This window comes from Mesorhizobium sp. XAP4 (assembly GCF_029269325.1).
Lineage (GTDB): Bacteria > Pseudomonadota > Alphaproteobacteria > Rhizobiales > Rhizobiaceae > Mesorhizobium > Mesorhizobium ciceri.
The window spans coordinates 293,545-308,140 of the sequence record NZ_JARIXW010000004.1 but is presented as its reverse complement, the minus strand read 5'-3'; the positions used below and the strand labels follow the sequence as shown (position 1 = coordinate 308,140).

13 protein-coding genes and 1 other RNA gene are annotated in these 14,596 nt (G+C 62.9%); 9 read left to right on the top strand and 5 right to left on the bottom strand.

Annotation, left to right across the window (positions count from 1 at the left end):
* Positions 1-8 precede the first annotated feature (8 nt).
* The 3 genes from P3C39_RS19085 to ffs all read right to left on the bottom strand — a co-directional run bounded on the left by P3C39_RS19085 (position 9) and on the right by ffs (position 2,382).
* Complete coding sequence (locus P3C39_RS19085) at positions 9-332, bottom strand: YbaB/EbfC family nucleoid-associated protein (RefSeq protein WP_275954085.1); 324 nt, start codon at positions 330-332, stop codon at positions 9-11.
* A gap of 30 nt (positions 333-362) precedes the next feature.
* On the bottom strand, positions 363-2,180 hold the full coding sequence (locus P3C39_RS19080; RefSeq protein ID WP_275954086.1) for a DNA polymerase III subunit gamma/tau: 1,818 nt from the start codon (positions 2,178-2,180) through the stop codon (positions 363-365).
* A 105-nt stretch (positions 2,181-2,285) separates the two neighbouring features.
* Positions 2,286-2,382, bottom strand: an RNA gene (gene ffs / locus P3C39_RS19075) — signal recognition particle sRNA small type.
* A gap of 172 nt (positions 2,383-2,554) precedes the next feature.
* On the opposite strand from ffs, the gene P3C39_RS19070 reads away from it, so the two are divergent.
* Genes P3C39_RS19070 through P3C39_RS19060 form a run of 3 tightly spaced genes read left to right on the top strand, consistent with a single transcriptional unit; the run spans position 2,555 to position 4,303 of the window.
* Positions 2,555-2,974, top strand: coding sequence for an HIT family protein (locus P3C39_RS19070; RefSeq protein WP_013527933.1), 420 nt, complete (start codon positions 2,555-2,557; stop codon positions 2,972-2,974).
* 41 nt (positions 2,975-3,015) lie between these two features.
* Positions 3,016-3,960, top strand: coding sequence for an NAD(+) diphosphatase (gene nudC, locus P3C39_RS19065; protein WP_013527934.1), 945 nt, complete (start codon positions 3,016-3,018; stop codon positions 3,958-3,960).
* 37 nt (positions 3,961-3,997) lie between these two features.
* A complete protein-coding gene (locus P3C39_RS19060; protein WP_027161785.1) occupies positions 3,998-4,303 on the top strand; it encodes a Dabb family protein in 306 nt (101 codons plus the stop codon).
* Here the strand turns inward: P3C39_RS19060 and P3C39_RS19055 are convergent.
* Together P3C39_RS19055 and P3C39_RS19050 are read right to left on the bottom strand one after the other, a co-directional pair.
* Positions 4,300-5,163 (bottom strand): prephenate dehydratase, encoded by an 864-nt coding sequence (locus P3C39_RS19055; RefSeq protein ID WP_013527936.1) that lies wholly within the window; start codon positions 5,161-5,163, stop codon positions 4,300-4,302. The two genes, P3C39_RS19060 and P3C39_RS19055, sit on opposite strands and share 4 nt — an antisense overlap.
* A 9-nt stretch (positions 5,164-5,172) precedes the next feature.
* Positions 5,173-5,901 (bottom strand): 3-deoxy-manno-octulosonate cytidylyltransferase, encoded by a 729-nt coding sequence (locus P3C39_RS19050; RefSeq protein WP_275954087.1) that lies wholly within the window; start codon positions 5,899-5,901, stop codon positions 5,173-5,175.
* Positions 5,902-6,094: 193 nt separating this feature from the next.
* Between P3C39_RS19050 and P3C39_RS19045 the strand changes: the two genes are divergently transcribed.
* From P3C39_RS19045 to P3C39_RS19020, 6 genes are all read left to right on the top strand, one after another.
* Positions 6,095-6,772, top strand: a complete 678-nt coding sequence (locus tag P3C39_RS19045; RefSeq protein ID WP_013527938.1) for a cytochrome c family protein — start codon at positions 6,095-6,097, stop codon at positions 6,770-6,772.
* 157 nt (positions 6,773-6,929) lie between these two features.
* A complete protein-coding gene (locus P3C39_RS19040) occupies positions 6,930-8,807 on the top strand; it encodes an extracellular solute-binding protein (protein ID WP_275954088.1) in 1,878 nt (625 codons plus the stop codon).
* Complete coding sequence (locus tag P3C39_RS19035) at positions 8,807-10,675, top strand: extracellular solute-binding protein (RefSeq protein ID WP_275954089.1); 1,869 nt, start codon at positions 8,807-8,809, stop codon at positions 10,673-10,675. Before P3C39_RS19040 ends, P3C39_RS19035 begins: the two co-directional genes overlap by 1 nt.
* A 30-nt stretch (positions 10,676-10,705) precedes the next feature.
* Complete coding sequence (locus tag P3C39_RS19030) at positions 10,706-11,803, top strand: microcin C ABC transporter permease YejB (protein ID WP_013527941.1); 1,098 nt, start codon at positions 10,706-10,708, stop codon at positions 11,801-11,803.
* Positions 11,803-12,948: an ABC transporter permease gene (locus tag P3C39_RS19025; RefSeq protein WP_027161790.1), complete on the top strand. Its 1,146-nt coding sequence runs from the start codon at positions 11,803-11,805 to the stop codon at positions 12,946-12,948. Before P3C39_RS19030 ends, P3C39_RS19025 begins: the two co-directional genes overlap by 1 nt.
* The gene (locus P3C39_RS19020; protein WP_063169973.1) at positions 12,945-14,576 is read left to right on the top strand and encodes an ABC transporter ATP-binding protein; all 1,632 of its coding nucleotides are present in this window, start codon (positions 12,945-12,947) and stop codon (positions 14,574-14,576) included. Before P3C39_RS19025 ends, P3C39_RS19020 begins: the two co-directional genes overlap by 4 nt.
* The last annotated feature ends 20 nt before the right edge of the window (positions 14,577-14,596 follow it).

Genomic DNA, 14,596 nt, shown 5'->3' with positions numbered 1-14,596 from the left:
ACCGAAGGCTAGAAGGGCAGTTTCATTCCCGGCGGGATCGGCAGGCCCGCGGTCAGCGCCTTGGTCTTTTCCTGCATGATCTGCTCGACCTTGGTCTTGGCGTCGTTGTGAGCGGCCAGCACCAGGTCTTCCAGGATCTCGACATCGTCTTCCTTGAACAGAGACGGATCGATCTTCAACGACTTCATCTCGAATTTTCCGGTCAGCGTCACATTGACCAGGCCGCCGCCGGCCTGGCCGGACGCTTCCTGCGTGGCGATCTCGTCCTGCATGGCCTGGAACTTGGCCTGCATTTCCTTCGCCTTGCCCATCAGGCCGAGAAGATCTTTCATGGTCGGGTCCTTTGCGGATTCGTGGCTGGATCAGGGTTCATCGTCGTCAGCCGGCGGCTCGACCGGCACTTCGGCCTCTACCGTTTCGGCTTCCGGCGCGTCCGGAATGCGCACGTCGATGATCTTGGCACCGGGAAAGCGCGCCAGGATGGCGGCCACTGTCGGGTCGCTCTTGGCATCGAGAAAAGCCGTCTCGCGTTTGGCCGATTCCATTTCGGCGAGCGTCTGGCCGCCCTCTTCCTTCGACAGCGAGACAAGCCAGCTGCGACCGGTCCAGGCGCGCAATTTCGTCGTCAGGTCGTTGAGCAGCATCTTGGGCGCATCGCTGGTCAGGCCAACGTCGATGCGGCCGGGCTCGATGCGTACAAACCGGATGCAGCTTTTGACCAGCACCTTGAAGGCGATGTCGCGCTGCGCGTCTGCCAGAGCAATGATGTCGGCCAGCGATTTCAGCGGCGCCGATTGCGCCTCCGTGACCGGCTCCGGCGGAGCGACGTAGGCAACGGGCGCAAGCGAGGCTTCGACCAGCCGCATGGTCTGCGCGCCGCCCGGGCCAGACGGCATGCGCGTCTGCGCCACCGCGCTGGCGCCGTTGCCGTTGCCTCCCCCTGCAGGCGCCCCATTTGGGCGCAGCGCGCCATTCTGCGCCGGCGCGGCGCCTTCAAGCGATCTCAACGCCTCGTCCAGCGTCGGCAGGTCGGCGGCATGCGCCAGCCGGATCAGCACCATTTCGGCGGCGCTGACGGGCCGGTTGGAGGACTGCACCTCTGGAATGCCCTTGAGCAGCATCTGCCATGTCCGCGACAGCACCCTGACCGACAGCGTCCTGGCGAAATCGGCGCCGCGCTGCCGCTCGTCCTCGGATAGCGAGGCATCCTCGATGGCCGTCGGCACGAAACGCAGCCGGGTGACGAGGTGGTTGAATTCGGCAAGGTCGGTCAGCACGGCGGCCGGATCGGCGCCGGTATCGTACTGCGCACGGAATTCGCCAAGGGCTGCCGCGACATCGCCTTTCATCACATGTTCGAACAGGTCGACGATGCGGGCGCGGTCGGCAAGCCCCAGCATCGCCCGAACCGCATCGGCGCCGACAGAGCCGGCGCCATGGGCAATCGCCTGGTCAAGGATGGATAGCGAATCACGGGCCGAGCCTTCGGCGGCGCGCGCGATCATCGCCAGCGCGTCGTCGTCGACCGAAATGCCCTCCTTGGCCGAGATCGAGGCGAGATGCCCGACCAGCGCGCCGGCGTCGATGCGCCTCAGGTCGAAGCGCTGGCAGCGCGACAGGACGGTGATCGGGACCTTGCGGATCTCGGTGGTGGCGAAGATGAATTTGACGTGCGGCGGCGGCTCTTCCAGCGTCTTCAGAAGGCCGTTGAAGGCCTGCGTCGACAGCATGTGCACTTCGTCGATGATATAGACCTTGTAGCGGGCCGAGACCGGCGCGTAGCGCACGCGCTCGATGATGTCCCTGATGTCGTCGATGCCGGTGTGCGAGGCGGCGTCCATCTCGATGACGTCGACATGGCGGCCTTCCATGATCGCCTGGCAATGTTCGCCGAGGACGGCAAGGTCGACCGACGGCTGGTCGATATCAGCGGTTTTATAGTTCAGGGCGCGCGCGAGGATGCGCGCCGTCGTCGTCTTGCCGACGCCGCGCACGCCGGTCAGCATCCAGGCCTGGGCGATACGGCCGGTGGCAAAGGCGTTGGTGAGGGTGCGCACCATCGGCTCCTGGCCGACCAGCTCGGAGAAGTTCGAAGGACGGTACTTGCGTGCCAGCACGCGATAGGCGGCGGCCTTGCCTATCTCCAGGCTTTTTGGTCCCGAATTTCCGGCTTCGCTCATACGCCCGTAAAGCTCCAAATGGCCGCGCCCGAAGGCGGCCGATTCCTGCGCATAGTCTCGCCCGCGCTGCAATGCGTCGTCAATGTCGCGAGAGGGGCCGATGAGGTGGGAGGCTGGAACAATGACCCGTTCCGGGCTCGTTAGGGCTGCTTCCTTCCGGACCTGACCCGGTTGGCGAGTGGATCGTCCACCACCAACCTCCCGCTTTCCATATCGGCAATTGCGCGACGAAATGCAAGTGCGCCGCAGAAATCGCAAAAATATGGAATTGGCGCACCAAAGCGTGAGGGGCGCAATGATTCGCTTGCAGCCCCCCTGCCGCCGCTCTAGCGTTCCTGCGTTTGAGGAAAACAAGAAAAGCAAGGGAAACGCCGATGCTGCCGGGCCTGAAGGCCGGATTCACGCTGGACGCACGGCTGGAGGCGGACAGCGAGCAGTTGATGTGGCTTGGGCTGTGCGAGCTGCGGGTGATGAACGACCGCCGCTGGCCATGGCTGCTGCTGGTGCCGCAGCGGCCGGGCGCGGAGGAAATCCACGACATGACGCCGCTTGACCAGGCGATGCTGACCTTCGAGACCAATATGGTGGCGCAGGCGCTGAAGAAAGCGACCGGCTGCACCAAGATCAACACCGGCGCGCTCGGCAACATCGTGCGCCAGTTGCACATCCATGTCATCGCGCGTTCTGAAGGCGATCCCGGCTGGCCAGGTCCTGTGTGGGGACATGGCCTGCGAGAGCCCTATCAGCGTTCCGACTTGCGACGGTTTGCCGAAACGATCAAGGCGGCGCTATAAGCGTTCCCCGTGTCCATCCCTCAACATATTCCAGAGTCCCCATGAGCTTCCGCCTGTTTGACGCGCCTTTGCGCGAGCCGAGCCAGTTCGTCGGCTTCGCCGGCAACACGATCGACCGGCAGTCCGAGAACCGCGCCGACGATTCGGTCGACAAGGCGCTGGCCGATCCGGCGACGCGGCTGCTTCTGATGCATGGCGGCCGGCTCTATCTGAAGCTCGGCGATGGCGGCGCTCTCGATCCCTGGTTCGGTGCGACCGAGAGCGAGCCCTTCAAGGTTTCCCTGGCGCAAGGCATCCTGCTCGGTTTTTCCGAACGAGGACCGGTGCTGGCCGTGCCCGCCGGCGTCGAACCCGAACAGCTTCCGGAAACAGTCAAGGCCATCGACTACCGCTCGGTCTACATGCAAGGGCTGATCGACGAGGCGGCGGCCGGCGCGATGGCGCAAGGGGCGGCTTTGCTCGCCTGGCATGCCAGCCATCGCTTCTGCAGCAAATGCGGCACGGAATCGCAGATGCGGGCCGGCGGCTACAAGCGGCATTGCCCGAATTGCGGCACCGAACATTTTCCGCGCACCGACCCGGTGGCGATCATGCTGACGGCGACGCGGGAGAAGTGCCTGCTCGGGCGCGGCCGTCATTTCGCGCCGGGCATGTATTCGGCCCTCGCCGGCTTCATCGAGCCGGGCGAGACGATCGAAGCGGCGGTGCGCCGCGAGACGCTGGAGGAGGCCGGCATCCGGCTTGGCCGCGTCGTCTACCACGCCAGCCAGCCCTGGCCGTTTCCCTATTCGCTGATGATCGGCTGCTTCGGCGAGCCGCTCAATGACGATATCCAGGCCGACCTCAACGAGCTTGAGGACTGCCGCTGGTTTTTTCGCGACGAGGTGCGCCGGATGCTGGAAAGGACGCACCAGGACAATCTGATCACGCCGCCGAAAGGCGCCATTGCGCATCACCTCATCCGCGCCTGGGTCGATTCAGAATGATGGCAGCGAACACCTAAAGACATTGCAGGAGCAGGACATGATCCGTCACACCGTCGTTTTCACGCTGAAGCATCCGCCGCATTCGCTGGAGGAAAAGCGGTTCCTGGTCGACGCCAAGAGGATTCTCACCGCGATCAGGGGCGTCACGCATTTCGAGCAATTGCGGCAGATCAGCCCCAAGAACGACTATCGTTTCGGCTTCTCGATGGAGTTCGCCGACCAGGCCGCCTACACCAGGTACAACGACCATCCAGACCATGTCGCCTTCGTGCGCGACCGCTGGGTGCCGGAGGTCGAGACGTTCATGGAGATCGACTATGTGCCGCTGGGCGCGGTGATCTAGTCCGCAACCTTCCACTGCTCACGCGACTCACTGGCCGGATAGACGCCGAGAATGCGCACTTCGCGCGAGAAGAAACGCAGCTCGTCCAGCGCCAGCTTGACCAGCGGATCGTCGGGATGGCCCTCGATGTCGGCGTAAAACAGCGTCGCCGTGAAAGCGCCCAGCTGGTAGCTCTCCAGCTTGGTCATGTTGATGCCGTTGGTGGCGAAGCCGCCCATCGCCTTGTAGAGCGCGGCCGGCACGTTGCGGACGCGGAAGATGAAGGTCGTCATCATCTTGACGTCGGGCGAAGGACGCTCGGCCCATTGCTTGTTCTTGGTCAGGACGACAAAGCGGGTGACGTTTGAGTCGGTGTCCTCGACGTTTTGCTCGATGATATCGAGCCCGTAGAGGGTCGCGGCCAGGGCCGGCGACAGCGCCGCCATGCTGCGGTCCTTGACCTCGGAGACCATTTTGGCGGCGCCGGCCGTGTCGCCGGCGACGATCGCCTTCCAACCGTTCTTGCGAACGTATTTGCGGCATTGGCCAAGCGCATGGATGTGGCTGTGCACCGTCTTGATCTCGTCGCGCTTGACGCCTGGCAGCACCATCAGCTGGAAATGGATCGGCAGGAAATATTCGCCGACGATGTGCAGCTTCGATTCCGGCAGGAGATGATGGATATCGGCGACGCGCCCGGCAATGGTGTTCTCGATCGGGATCATGGCGAGGTCGGCCTTGTTGGTCTCGACCGCGTTGAAGGCATCCTCGAAGGTCGGGCAGGGCAACGGCTCCATCGAAGGGAACATGTTGCGGCTGGCGGTGTCGGAATTGGCGCCCGGTTCGCCCTGGAAGGATATTCTGTTGGTCTTTTCAGGCATGCCGATATCTCAGGTTGAAAGGATTGTTCTGGCGCGTTCGAGGTCTTCAGGCGTGTCGACGCCGAGCGGCAGCGACTGGACGATCTCGGCGTCGATGCGCATGCCGGCTTCCAGCGCCCGCAACTGTTCCAGCCGCTCGCGCCGTTCGAGCGGCGACGGCTTCAGCGCGACGAAACGCTCGAGTGCTTCGCGGCGATAGGCGTAGAGGCCGACATGATGGTAGAGCGGCCCCTCGCCCCAAGGCGCCGTGGCACGGGTGAAATAGAGCGCCCTCAGCCTGCTGCCGGAAAGCGGCGAGCCGACGATCTTGACGACATTGGGATTGGTCTTTTCCTCATCGCGGACGATCTCGACGCCGAGCGTGGCGATATCCACCGCACTGTCCTCGAAAGGCCTGAGCGACGCGGCGATGATCCGGGGATCGATGGTCGGCAGGTCGCCCTGCACATTGACGATGGTTTCGACCTTGCGCCCGGGGTCGAGCGCGACCAGCGCCTCGTGGATGCGGTCGGAGCCGGATTCGTGATCCATGCGCGTCATCACGGCCTCGAAACCGTGCGCGCGCACCGCTTGCGCCACGCTTTGCGTGTCGGTCGCCACCATCACCCGGCCAAGGCCGGCTTCGGCGGCGCGGCGGGCGACATGGACGATCATCGGGGCGCCGGCGATGTCGGCCAGCGGCTTGCCCGGCAGGCGGGTCGAAGCCATGCGGGCCGGGATCAGGATCAGCGTGGACATTTCGGGTGCAAGGCGTCTCGAAAGAGGACAGGGAAAGTGGCAAAAGGTCTCACTGGAAGCGCCCTTATAGGTGTTGCAACGCCGCAGCAAAAGACCTAGTTTCCGCCCGATTTGACCGCCCTGGCAGGACGGGTCACGATACCGACGGACGGAGTGGACGGTTCTGTCCGCCGGAAAAGGGAGCAAGGGGCGTATGGATTCCAACGAAGTCAACAAGCTGCTCGCCGGATTGCTCGGAACCGTTTTCGTCGTCTTCTCGGTCGGCATTGTGTCCGATGCGCTGTTTGCGTCGCCGGCGCCGGAAAAGCCTGGTTTCGCCATCGAGGCCGCGGAGCCCGCCGAAGGCGGGCCGGCCGCGCCGGCTGCCGCGGCCAAGCCGATCGCCGACCTGCTGGCAACCGCCAATGTCGAGCAGGGTGCTGCCGTCTTCAAGAAGTGCCAGGCCTGCCATTCCGGCGAAAAGGGCGGCCCCAACAAGGTCGGCCCGGACCTGTGGGACCTCGTCGACCGCCCGGTCGCCGAGCATGAAGGCTTTGCCTATTCGGCCGGCATGAAGGAATTCTCCAAGGGCGGCACCGAGAAGTGGACCTACGACAACATCAACCACTTCATCACCTCGCCGAAGAAATTCGTGAAGGGCACCGCCATGGGCTTCGCCGGCCTGCCCAAGGACGAGGACCGCGCCAACGTCATCGCCTATCTGCGCACGCTGTCCGACAATCCCAAGCCGCTGCCGGCACCCGGTGCCGCCGCCGATGCAGGCGCCAAGCCTGCCGATGCAGCCGCTCCGGCAAAGCCGGCTGAGGGTGCCGCGCCGGCCGCTCCCGCCGCCCCGGCTCCGGCCGCACCGGCACCGGCGCCTGCCCAATAATTTCGATATCATCTCAACGACCTTGAAAAAGCCGGGTTCAGCCCGGCTTTTTTATTGGGAAAACCGCATAGGCGGCGACAAAGCCGCGCATGACGGTTTTCACGAGCGCCAAATCATCTAGATTGCCCATGAACGGGCATCGCGAAGAGGATAGTGCATGACGGTTGGCCGAACGCTTCTCAAGTCGTTGCTGGCGGCAGCCCTTCTGGCGGCGGGATTGCAGGCTGCCCGCGCCGACGAATGGCGCACCACCTCATCGCTGATCGGCGAGTCCAAATACGGCGCCAATTTCCAGCACTACGACTACGTCAATCCGAACGCGCCCAAGGGCGGCACGCTGAATTCGGTGGTGCCAGGCACATTCGACAGTTTCAATCCCTATGTCGTCCAGGGATCACCGGCCGCCGGCCTGGTCGGGTTCGGCGGCGGCCTGCTCTACGACACGCTGATGGAGCAGGCGACCGATGAAGGCAGCACCAGCCATCCGCTGATCGCCGATGCCTACAAATATCCTGATGACTATTCCTCCGCGACTTACCGGCTCGATCCGCGCGCCAAATGGCATGACGGCCAGCCGATCACCGTCGATGACGTGATCTGGTCGTTCCAGGTGCTCAAGGCCAACAGCCCGCAATACAGCCGCTATTTCGAGAATGTCACCGATGCGGTGGCGATTTCGGACCGCGAGGTGGAGTTCCATTTCAACCAGAAGGGCAATCGCGAACTGCCCAAGATCATCGGCGACCTCGCAGTGCTGCCGAAACATTGGTGGGAAGGCGCCGATGCCAACGGCAAGAAACGCGACGTGACCAAGCCGACCCTGGAAATCCCGCTCGGTTCGGCGGCCTACAAGATCGCCAGCTTCAAGCCGGGCTCGGAGATCATCTGGCAGCGTGTGCCGGACTACTGGGCGGCCAAGCTGCCGGTGAAGATCGGCCGCGAGAACTTCGACACCCGACGCTACACCTATATCCTCGACGACAATGCTGCCTGGCTCGCCTTCACCAAAGGCGGGCTGGAAGACATCAACCGCGAATACAGTTCGCGTAAGTGGGCGACGGCTTACAATTTCCCGGCATTCCAGGCCGGCGATGTCATCAAGAAGGATTTCCAGACCCAGGCGCCGCAACCGATGCAGGGTTTCGTCCTCAACCAGCGGCGGCCGCTGTTCCAGGACCGGCTGGTGCGTGAGGCGCTGACCATCCCATTCGATTTCGAGAGCATGAACCGCACCCTGTTCTTCGGCTTCAACACCCGTACATCGAGCTATTTCCAGGGCACAGAACTGGCGTCGAGCGGACTGCCGCATGGCAAGGAACTGGAGATCCTGGAAAAATACCGCGACAAGCTGCCGCCCGAACTTTTCACCCAGGAATTCAAGCTGCCGGTCTACGATTCGCCGCAGGCGGAACGGAAGTACCTGAAACAGGCAGTCGATCTCTTCGCCAAGGCGGGCTGGGTGATCAAGGGCGGCAAGATGGTCAATGCCAAGACCGGCGCGCCGTTCAAGTTCGAGATCCTCGGCTGGAACGACACTGACCAGGTGATCGCCAGTCCCTACATCGCCAATCTGCGCAAGATCGGTGTCGATGCCACTTTGCGCATCATCGACCAGACGCAGTACATCAACCGCGTCAACAATTTTGATTTCGATGTCGTCACAGGCATCCTCCAGCAGTCGGAATCGCCGGGCAACGAGCAACGCGACTTCTGGAGCTCGAAAGCTGCCGATTCGCCCGGTTCGCGCAATCTGATGGGCATCAAGGATCCGACCGTCGACGCGCTGGTCGATCGCATCATCTTCGCCACCGATCGCGACGATCTCGTCGCCGCCACCCATGCGCTCGACCGCATCCTGCTGTGGAACTTCTATGTCTTGCCGCAATATCACCGGTCGGCGGTGTGGCTGGCCTATTGGGACAAGTTCAAATTCCCCGACAAGCAGCCCGCCTATGTCGGTGCCGACATCGATTCCTGGTGGATCGACCCGGACAAGGAGAAGGCGCTGGCGGCCAAATACAAGGGCGGCAATTGATGGCGGCCCTGCCCCGCCGCGACTTTCTCGCCCTGGGCAGTGCCGCGGCAGCCGCTGCCCTGTTGCCCGGCCGGGCCTTCGGCGACATTGCGACCGGCATCAAGCTGCATGGCCTGTCGGCCTTCGGCGACCTCAAATACAAGCCCGATTTCGCGCATTTCGACTACGTAAATCCGGACGCGCCCAAGGGCGGCCAGATGAATTTCGCGCCGCCGAACGCAACCCTCAATCAGAGCTTCCTGACCTTCAACACGTTGAATTTCCTGGTGTTGAAGGGGGAGGCGCCGCCGCGCGCCGAACTCTGTTTCGATTCGCTGATGACAAGCGCGCTCGATGAGCCGGATGCAGTCTATGGCCTGCTTGCCGAAACCGTTGCCCTGTCGCCGGACCGCAACGGTTTCCGCTTCGTGCTGCGACCGCAAGCGCGTTTCCACGACGGCTCGCCGCTGACCGCGCAAGACGTTGTCTTTGCGCTGAAGCTCTATAAGGACAAGGGCCATCCGAACCTTTCCCAGGCGTTGCGGTACATGACCGACGTGGTTGCGGTCGATCCCACCACCGTCGATCTCACCCTCAACGGCAAGCAGTCGGCGCAAAACGTCCTTGCGATCGTGGGGATGCCGATCGTCTCCAAGGCCTTTTATACGGCCAATGATTTCGATGCTTCGACCATGACCCCGCCGCTTGGCTCGGGACCCTACAAGATCGGGCGCGTGGCGGCCGGACAGACGGTCGAATATGACCGCGTCGCCGACTATTGGGGCCGCGATCTCCCCGTGAACCGCGGCCTCTACAATTTCGACCGCATCCGCATCGACTTCTATCTTGACCGGCAGGCGGCATTCGAGGCCTTCAAGAAAGGCGACACGCATTTTCGCGAGGAATTCACCTCACGGGTATGGGCGACCGGATACGACTTTCCGGCGCTGAAGGACGGCAAGGTCCTCAAACGGGAATTTCCCGGCGAGAAGACGCCGGACATGCAGAGCGTCGCGCTGAACCAGCGTCGTCCGCAATTCCGCGATGAGCGGGTGCGGCGGGCGATCGCCAGATGTTTCGATTTCGAATGGATGAAGCGGGCCTTGTTTTACGGCTCCTACGAGCGTTCTCAATCGAACTTCGAACGATCGGATTACAAGGCCGAAGGCCTGCCCTCGCCTGACGAATTGGCCCTGCTGGAGCCATTCCGGGCCGAGTTGCCGCCAGAGGTTTTCGGTGAAGCGGTAACACAGCCCCTGTCCGACGGTTCGGGCCATGACCGCAAGCTGCTGGGCGAGGCTTCGAGACTGCTTGCGCAAGCCGGCTGGAAGCGCGACGGCAGTTTCGTCGTCAATGACAAGGGTGAGCGGCTGCGGGTCGAAATGCTGGCGGAGGACGATGGCATCGTTCGTATCTACACCCCGTGGTCGGAGAATATGAAGGCGATCGGGATCGACGCATCGATCCGGCAAATCGATTCGGCGCAGTATGAGCAGCGGCACAGCAATTACGACTTCGATCTTGCCTTGCTGCATTGGTCGATCGGGGCGACGCCGACTGACGACAGCCTGCAGATGCTCTATGATTCCCGCATGGCGAAAATCCCGGGGCAGCGCAACTATCCCGGCACCGAAAGCAAGGCCATCGACGCCCTGATCGCGGCAGCAGCCAAGGCGAAAGACCGTATAGAACTCGTCACGGCGCTCAGAGCGCTCGACCGGGTCTTGCGCGCGCGGCTGGACTGGATTCCAACATACTATCTGGCGAATCACCGCGTCGCCTATTGGGACATGTTCGGCTTTGTCGAACAGAAGCCCGATTTCGGCTTTCCGGTCGAGACGCTGTGGTGGTTCGATAAGGGCAAGGCGGCAAGAATTGGCAAAGGCTGAGATGTTCGCTCAACGAGGGCAGAAGGCCTGATGGGCGCCTATATCCTGCGCCGCATCCTTTTGATGATCCCGACGCTGTTCGGCATCATGGCGATATCCTTCGCCGTCATCCAGTTCGCCCCCGGCGGTCCGGTCGAACAGGTCATCGCCCGGCTGACCAATCAGGGCGGCAGCGACCGCCTCGGCGGTGGTGGCGGCGACGCGGGTGCCGGCGGCAATTTCGATGCCGCCGGTGACGTCAGCTCGAAATATCGCGGTGCGCAGGGGCTCGATCCGGAATTCATCAAGAAGCTGGAAAAGCAGTTCGGCTTCGACAAGCCGCCGCTCGAGCGCTTCGGCATGATGCTGTGGAACTATGCCCGCTTCGATTTCGGCGACAGCTATTTCCGCGACATTTCGGTGCTCGACCTGATCCTGGAAAAAATGCCGGTGTCGATCTCGATCGGGCTGTGGATCACGCTGTTGTCCTATTTGATCTCGATCCCGCTCGGCATCCGCAAGGCGGTCAAGGACGGCACTCCCTTCGACGTCTGGACCAGCGGCGTCGTCATTGTCGGCTATGCCATTCCGGGCTTCCTGTTCGGCATCATGCTGATGGTGCTGTTTGCCGGCGGGTCTTTCTGGGACTGGTTTCCGTTGCGCGGCCTCACCTCGGACAATTGGGATCAATTGTCGTGGTGGGGAAAGATCGTCGACTATTTCTGGCACATGACATTGCCGCTGACCGCGCTGGTGCTGTCGGCCTTCGCCACCACGACGCTGCTGACCAAGAACTCGTTCCTCGAAGAAATCCGCAAACAGTATGTGGTGACGGCGCGGGCCAAGGGTCTGTCGGAACGGCAGGTGCTCTACGGCCACGTCTTCCGCAACGCCATGCTGATCGTCATCGCCGGTTTTCCCGGCGCCTTCATCTCGGCCTTCTTCACCGGCTCGCTGCTGATCGAGAACATCTTCTCCCTCGATGGCCTCGGTCTGCTCGGCTTCCGGTCGGTGGTCGAGCGCGACTATCCGGTGGTGTTCGCCAATCTCTACATCTTCTCGCTGCTCGGGCTGTTCGTCGGGCTCTTGTCCGACCTGCTCTACACCTGGGTCGATCCGCGCATCGATTTCGAGCGGAGAGACGTCTGATGTCGGAGGCTACAGTCCCCGTCGACGCGGCACCCGCGCGGATCAAGCGGCCGTTTCTGTCGCCGCTCAACAAGCGCCGCCTGCAGAACTTCAAAGCCAACCGCCGCGGCTACTGGTCGCTGTGGATTTTCCTCGTCCTGTTCGTGCTGTCGCTGTTTTCCGAGTTCATCGCCAACGACAAGCCGATCATCGCTTCCTACAAGGGCGAAATCCTGTTTCCGGTGCTGGTCGCCTACCCCGAGGAAAAATTCGGCGGCTTCTATGCCGTCACCGATTATCGTGACCCGGTCATCCAGGACGAGATCAACGCCAATGGCTGGATGATCTGGCCGCCGGTGCGCTACTCCTATCAGACGGTCAACAACGCTATTCCCGAAGCAGCACCGGCCAAGCCGTCGTGGCAGTATGACGCCAAGACACGCTGCAATCAGTATCCGCAGGGTGCTGCCGACCCCGCCTGCATCGTCGGCAACTGGAATTGGCTCGGCACCGACGACCAGGCGCGCGACGTGCTGGCGCGCGTCATCTACGGCTTCCGCATTTCGGTGCTGTTCGGCCTGATCCTGACCGCCGGCTCCGCCTTGATCGGCGTCGCGGCCGGCGCCGTGCAAGGCTATTTCGGCGGCTGGACGGATCTCTTGTTCCAGCGTTTCATCGAGATCTGGTCCGCCATCCCGGTGCTCTATCTCCTGCTCATCGTCGCCGCCATCCTGCCGCCGGGCTTCTTCATCCTGCTCGGCCTGATGCTGCTGTTTTCCTGGGTGGCGCTGGTCGGCGTGGTGCGGGCCGAGTTCCTGCGCGCCCGCAATTTCGAATATGTCAACGCGGCCCGGGCGCTCGGCGTGCCCAACCGCACCATCATGTTCCGGCACCTGTTGCCCAACGCCATGGTGGCGACACTGACCTTCATGCCCTTCCTGCTCTCGGGCTCGATCTCGACGCTGACCTCGCTCGACTATCTCGGCTTTGGCCTGCCGCCCGGCTCCGCCTCGCTCGGCGAATTGCTCAAGCAGGCGCAGCGCAACCTCAATGCGCCGTGGCTCGGCATTTCCGGCTTCGTCGTCATCTCGCTGATGCTGTCGCTGCTGGTCTTCGTCGGCGAGGCGACGCGCGACGCCTTCGATCCGCGCAAGACGTTCCGATGAGCGAAGCCCCCTTGCTCAGCGTACAGGACCTCAGCGTCGCCTTCAGCCAGGGCGGCGGCCAGTCGACGGCTGTCGACCACATCTCGTTCGACATCGCCAAGGGCGAGACGGTGGCGCTGGTCGGCGAATCCGGCTCCGGCAAATCGGTCTCGGCGCTTTCGGTGCTGAAGCTTTTGCCCTATCCAAGCGCCAGCCACCCCTCGGGAAAGATCGTGTTCCAGGGCAACGACCTGCTGGCGATGAGCGAGAAGCAGTTGCGGCAGGTGCGCGGCAACAAGATCACCATGATCTTCCAGGAGCCGATGACCTCGCTCAATCCGCTGCACACGATCGAGCATCAAATCGTCGAGATCCTGAAGCTGCACCAAGGCATGGCCGACCGCCCCGCCAAGGAGCGCACCCTGGCCCTGCTCAACGAGGTTGGCATCCGCGATCCGCACAAGCGCCTCGATGCCTATCCACACCAGTTGTCCGGGGGCCAGCGCCAGCGCGTGATGATCGCCATGGCGCTGGCCAACGAGCCCGAACTTCTGATCGCCGACGAGCCGACGACGGCGCTCGACGTCACCGTTCAGGCGCAGATCCTCGAACTGCTGGCCGGCTTGAAGAGCCGCAAGGGCATGTCGATGCTGTTCATCACCCATGATCTCGGCATCGTGCGCAAGATTGCCGACCGCGTCTGCGTGATGACCAAGGGCAAGATCGTCGAGACCGGCCCGACCAAGGAGATCTTCGCCAATCCGCAGCATGCCTACACAAGGCATCTGCTGGCGGCCGAGCCGAAGGGCAAGCCGCCGGCCGCCAATGCCGACGCCAAGCCGGTCATGACCGGCAAGGACATAAAGGTCTGGTTCCCGATCAAGCAGGGCTTCTTCCGCCGCACCGTCGACAATGTGAAGGCAGTGGACGGCATCGATGTCACCGTGCGCGCCGGCCAGACGCTCGGCGTGGTCGGCGAATCCGGCTCCGGCAAGACGACGCTCGGCTTGGCGCTGGCGCGCATGATCTCGTCGACCGGCATGATCCAGTTCAACGGTCGCGACATCAACCAGCTGTCCTTCAATGCAATGCGGCCGCTCAGGCGCGAATTGCAGATCGTCTTCCAGGATCCGTTCGGCTCGCTCAGCCCGCGCATGTCGATCGCCGAGATCATCGAGGAAGGCCTCAAGATCCACGAGCCGAAGCTGTCGCCCGACGAGCGCGACGACAAGGTGGCCGCCGTGCTGAAGGAGGTTGGGCTCGATCCGGCGACCCGCAACCGCTACCCGCACGAGTTTTCCGGTGGCCAGCGCCAGCGCGTTGCCATCGCACGCGCCATGGTGCTCAACCCGCGCTTCGTCATGCTGGACGAGCCGACATCGGCACTCGACATGAGCGTGCAGGCGCAGGTCGTCGACCTGCTGCGCAGCCTGCAGGCCAAGCACGACCTCGCCTATCTCTTCATCAGCCATGATTTGAAAGTCATCCGCGCGCTCGCCAACGACGTCATCGTCATGCGCAATGGCAGGATCGTCGAAGCCGGCCCTTCCCAGCAGATTTTTGAAAATCCGCAAACCGACTATACTCGGGCGCTGATCTCGGCCGCCTTCAAGATCGAGACGGCGCCGGTCGGCATCGTCAGCGAGTGATTTGCGTAGAGAGGGACTAA

Bases quoted from the DNA above. Each gene is read 5' to 3' on its own strand.
- P3C39_RS19085 (WP_275954085.1), bottom strand. From the start codon at position 332: ATGAAAGATCTTCTCGGCCTGATGGGCAAGGCGAAGGAAATGCAGGCC.
- P3C39_RS19080 (WP_275954086.1), bottom strand. From the start codon at position 2,180: ATGAGCGAAGCCGGAAATTCGGGACCAAAAAGCCTGGAGATAGGCAAG.
- P3C39_RS19070 (WP_013527933.1), top strand. From the start codon at position 2,555: ATGCTGCCGGGCCTGAAGGCCGGATTCACGCTGGACGCACGGCTGGAG.
- nudC (WP_013527934.1), top strand. From the start codon at position 3,016: ATGAGCTTCCGCCTGTTTGACGCGCCTTTGCGCGAGCCGAGCCAGTTC.
- P3C39_RS19060 (WP_027161785.1), top strand. From the start codon at position 3,998: ATGATCCGTCACACCGTCGTTTTCACGCTGAAGCATCCGCCGCATTCG.
- P3C39_RS19055 (WP_013527936.1), bottom strand. From the start codon at position 5,163: ATGCCTGAAAAGACCAACAGAATATCCTTCCAGGGCGAACCGGGCGCC.
- P3C39_RS19050 (WP_275954087.1), bottom strand. From the start codon at position 5,901: ATGTCCACGCTGATCCTGATCCCGGCCCGCATGGCTTCGACCCGCCTG.
- P3C39_RS19045 (WP_013527938.1), top strand. From the start codon at position 6,095: ATGGATTCCAACGAAGTCAACAAGCTGCTCGCCGGATTGCTCGGAACC.
- P3C39_RS19040 (WP_275954088.1), top strand. From the start codon at position 6,930: ATGACGGTTGGCCGAACGCTTCTCAAGTCGTTGCTGGCGGCAGCCCTT.
- P3C39_RS19035 (WP_275954089.1), top strand. From the start codon at position 8,807: ATGGCGGCCCTGCCCCGCCGCGACTTTCTCGCCCTGGGCAGTGCCGCG.
- P3C39_RS19030 (WP_013527941.1), top strand. From the start codon at position 10,706: ATGGGCGCCTATATCCTGCGCCGCATCCTTTTGATGATCCCGACGCTG.
- P3C39_RS19025 (WP_027161790.1), top strand. From the start codon at position 11,803: ATGTCGGAGGCTACAGTCCCCGTCGACGCGGCACCCGCGCGGATCAAG.
- P3C39_RS19020 (WP_063169973.1), top strand. From the start codon at position 12,945: ATGAGCGAAGCCCCCTTGCTCAGCGTACAGGACCTCAGCGTCGCCTTC.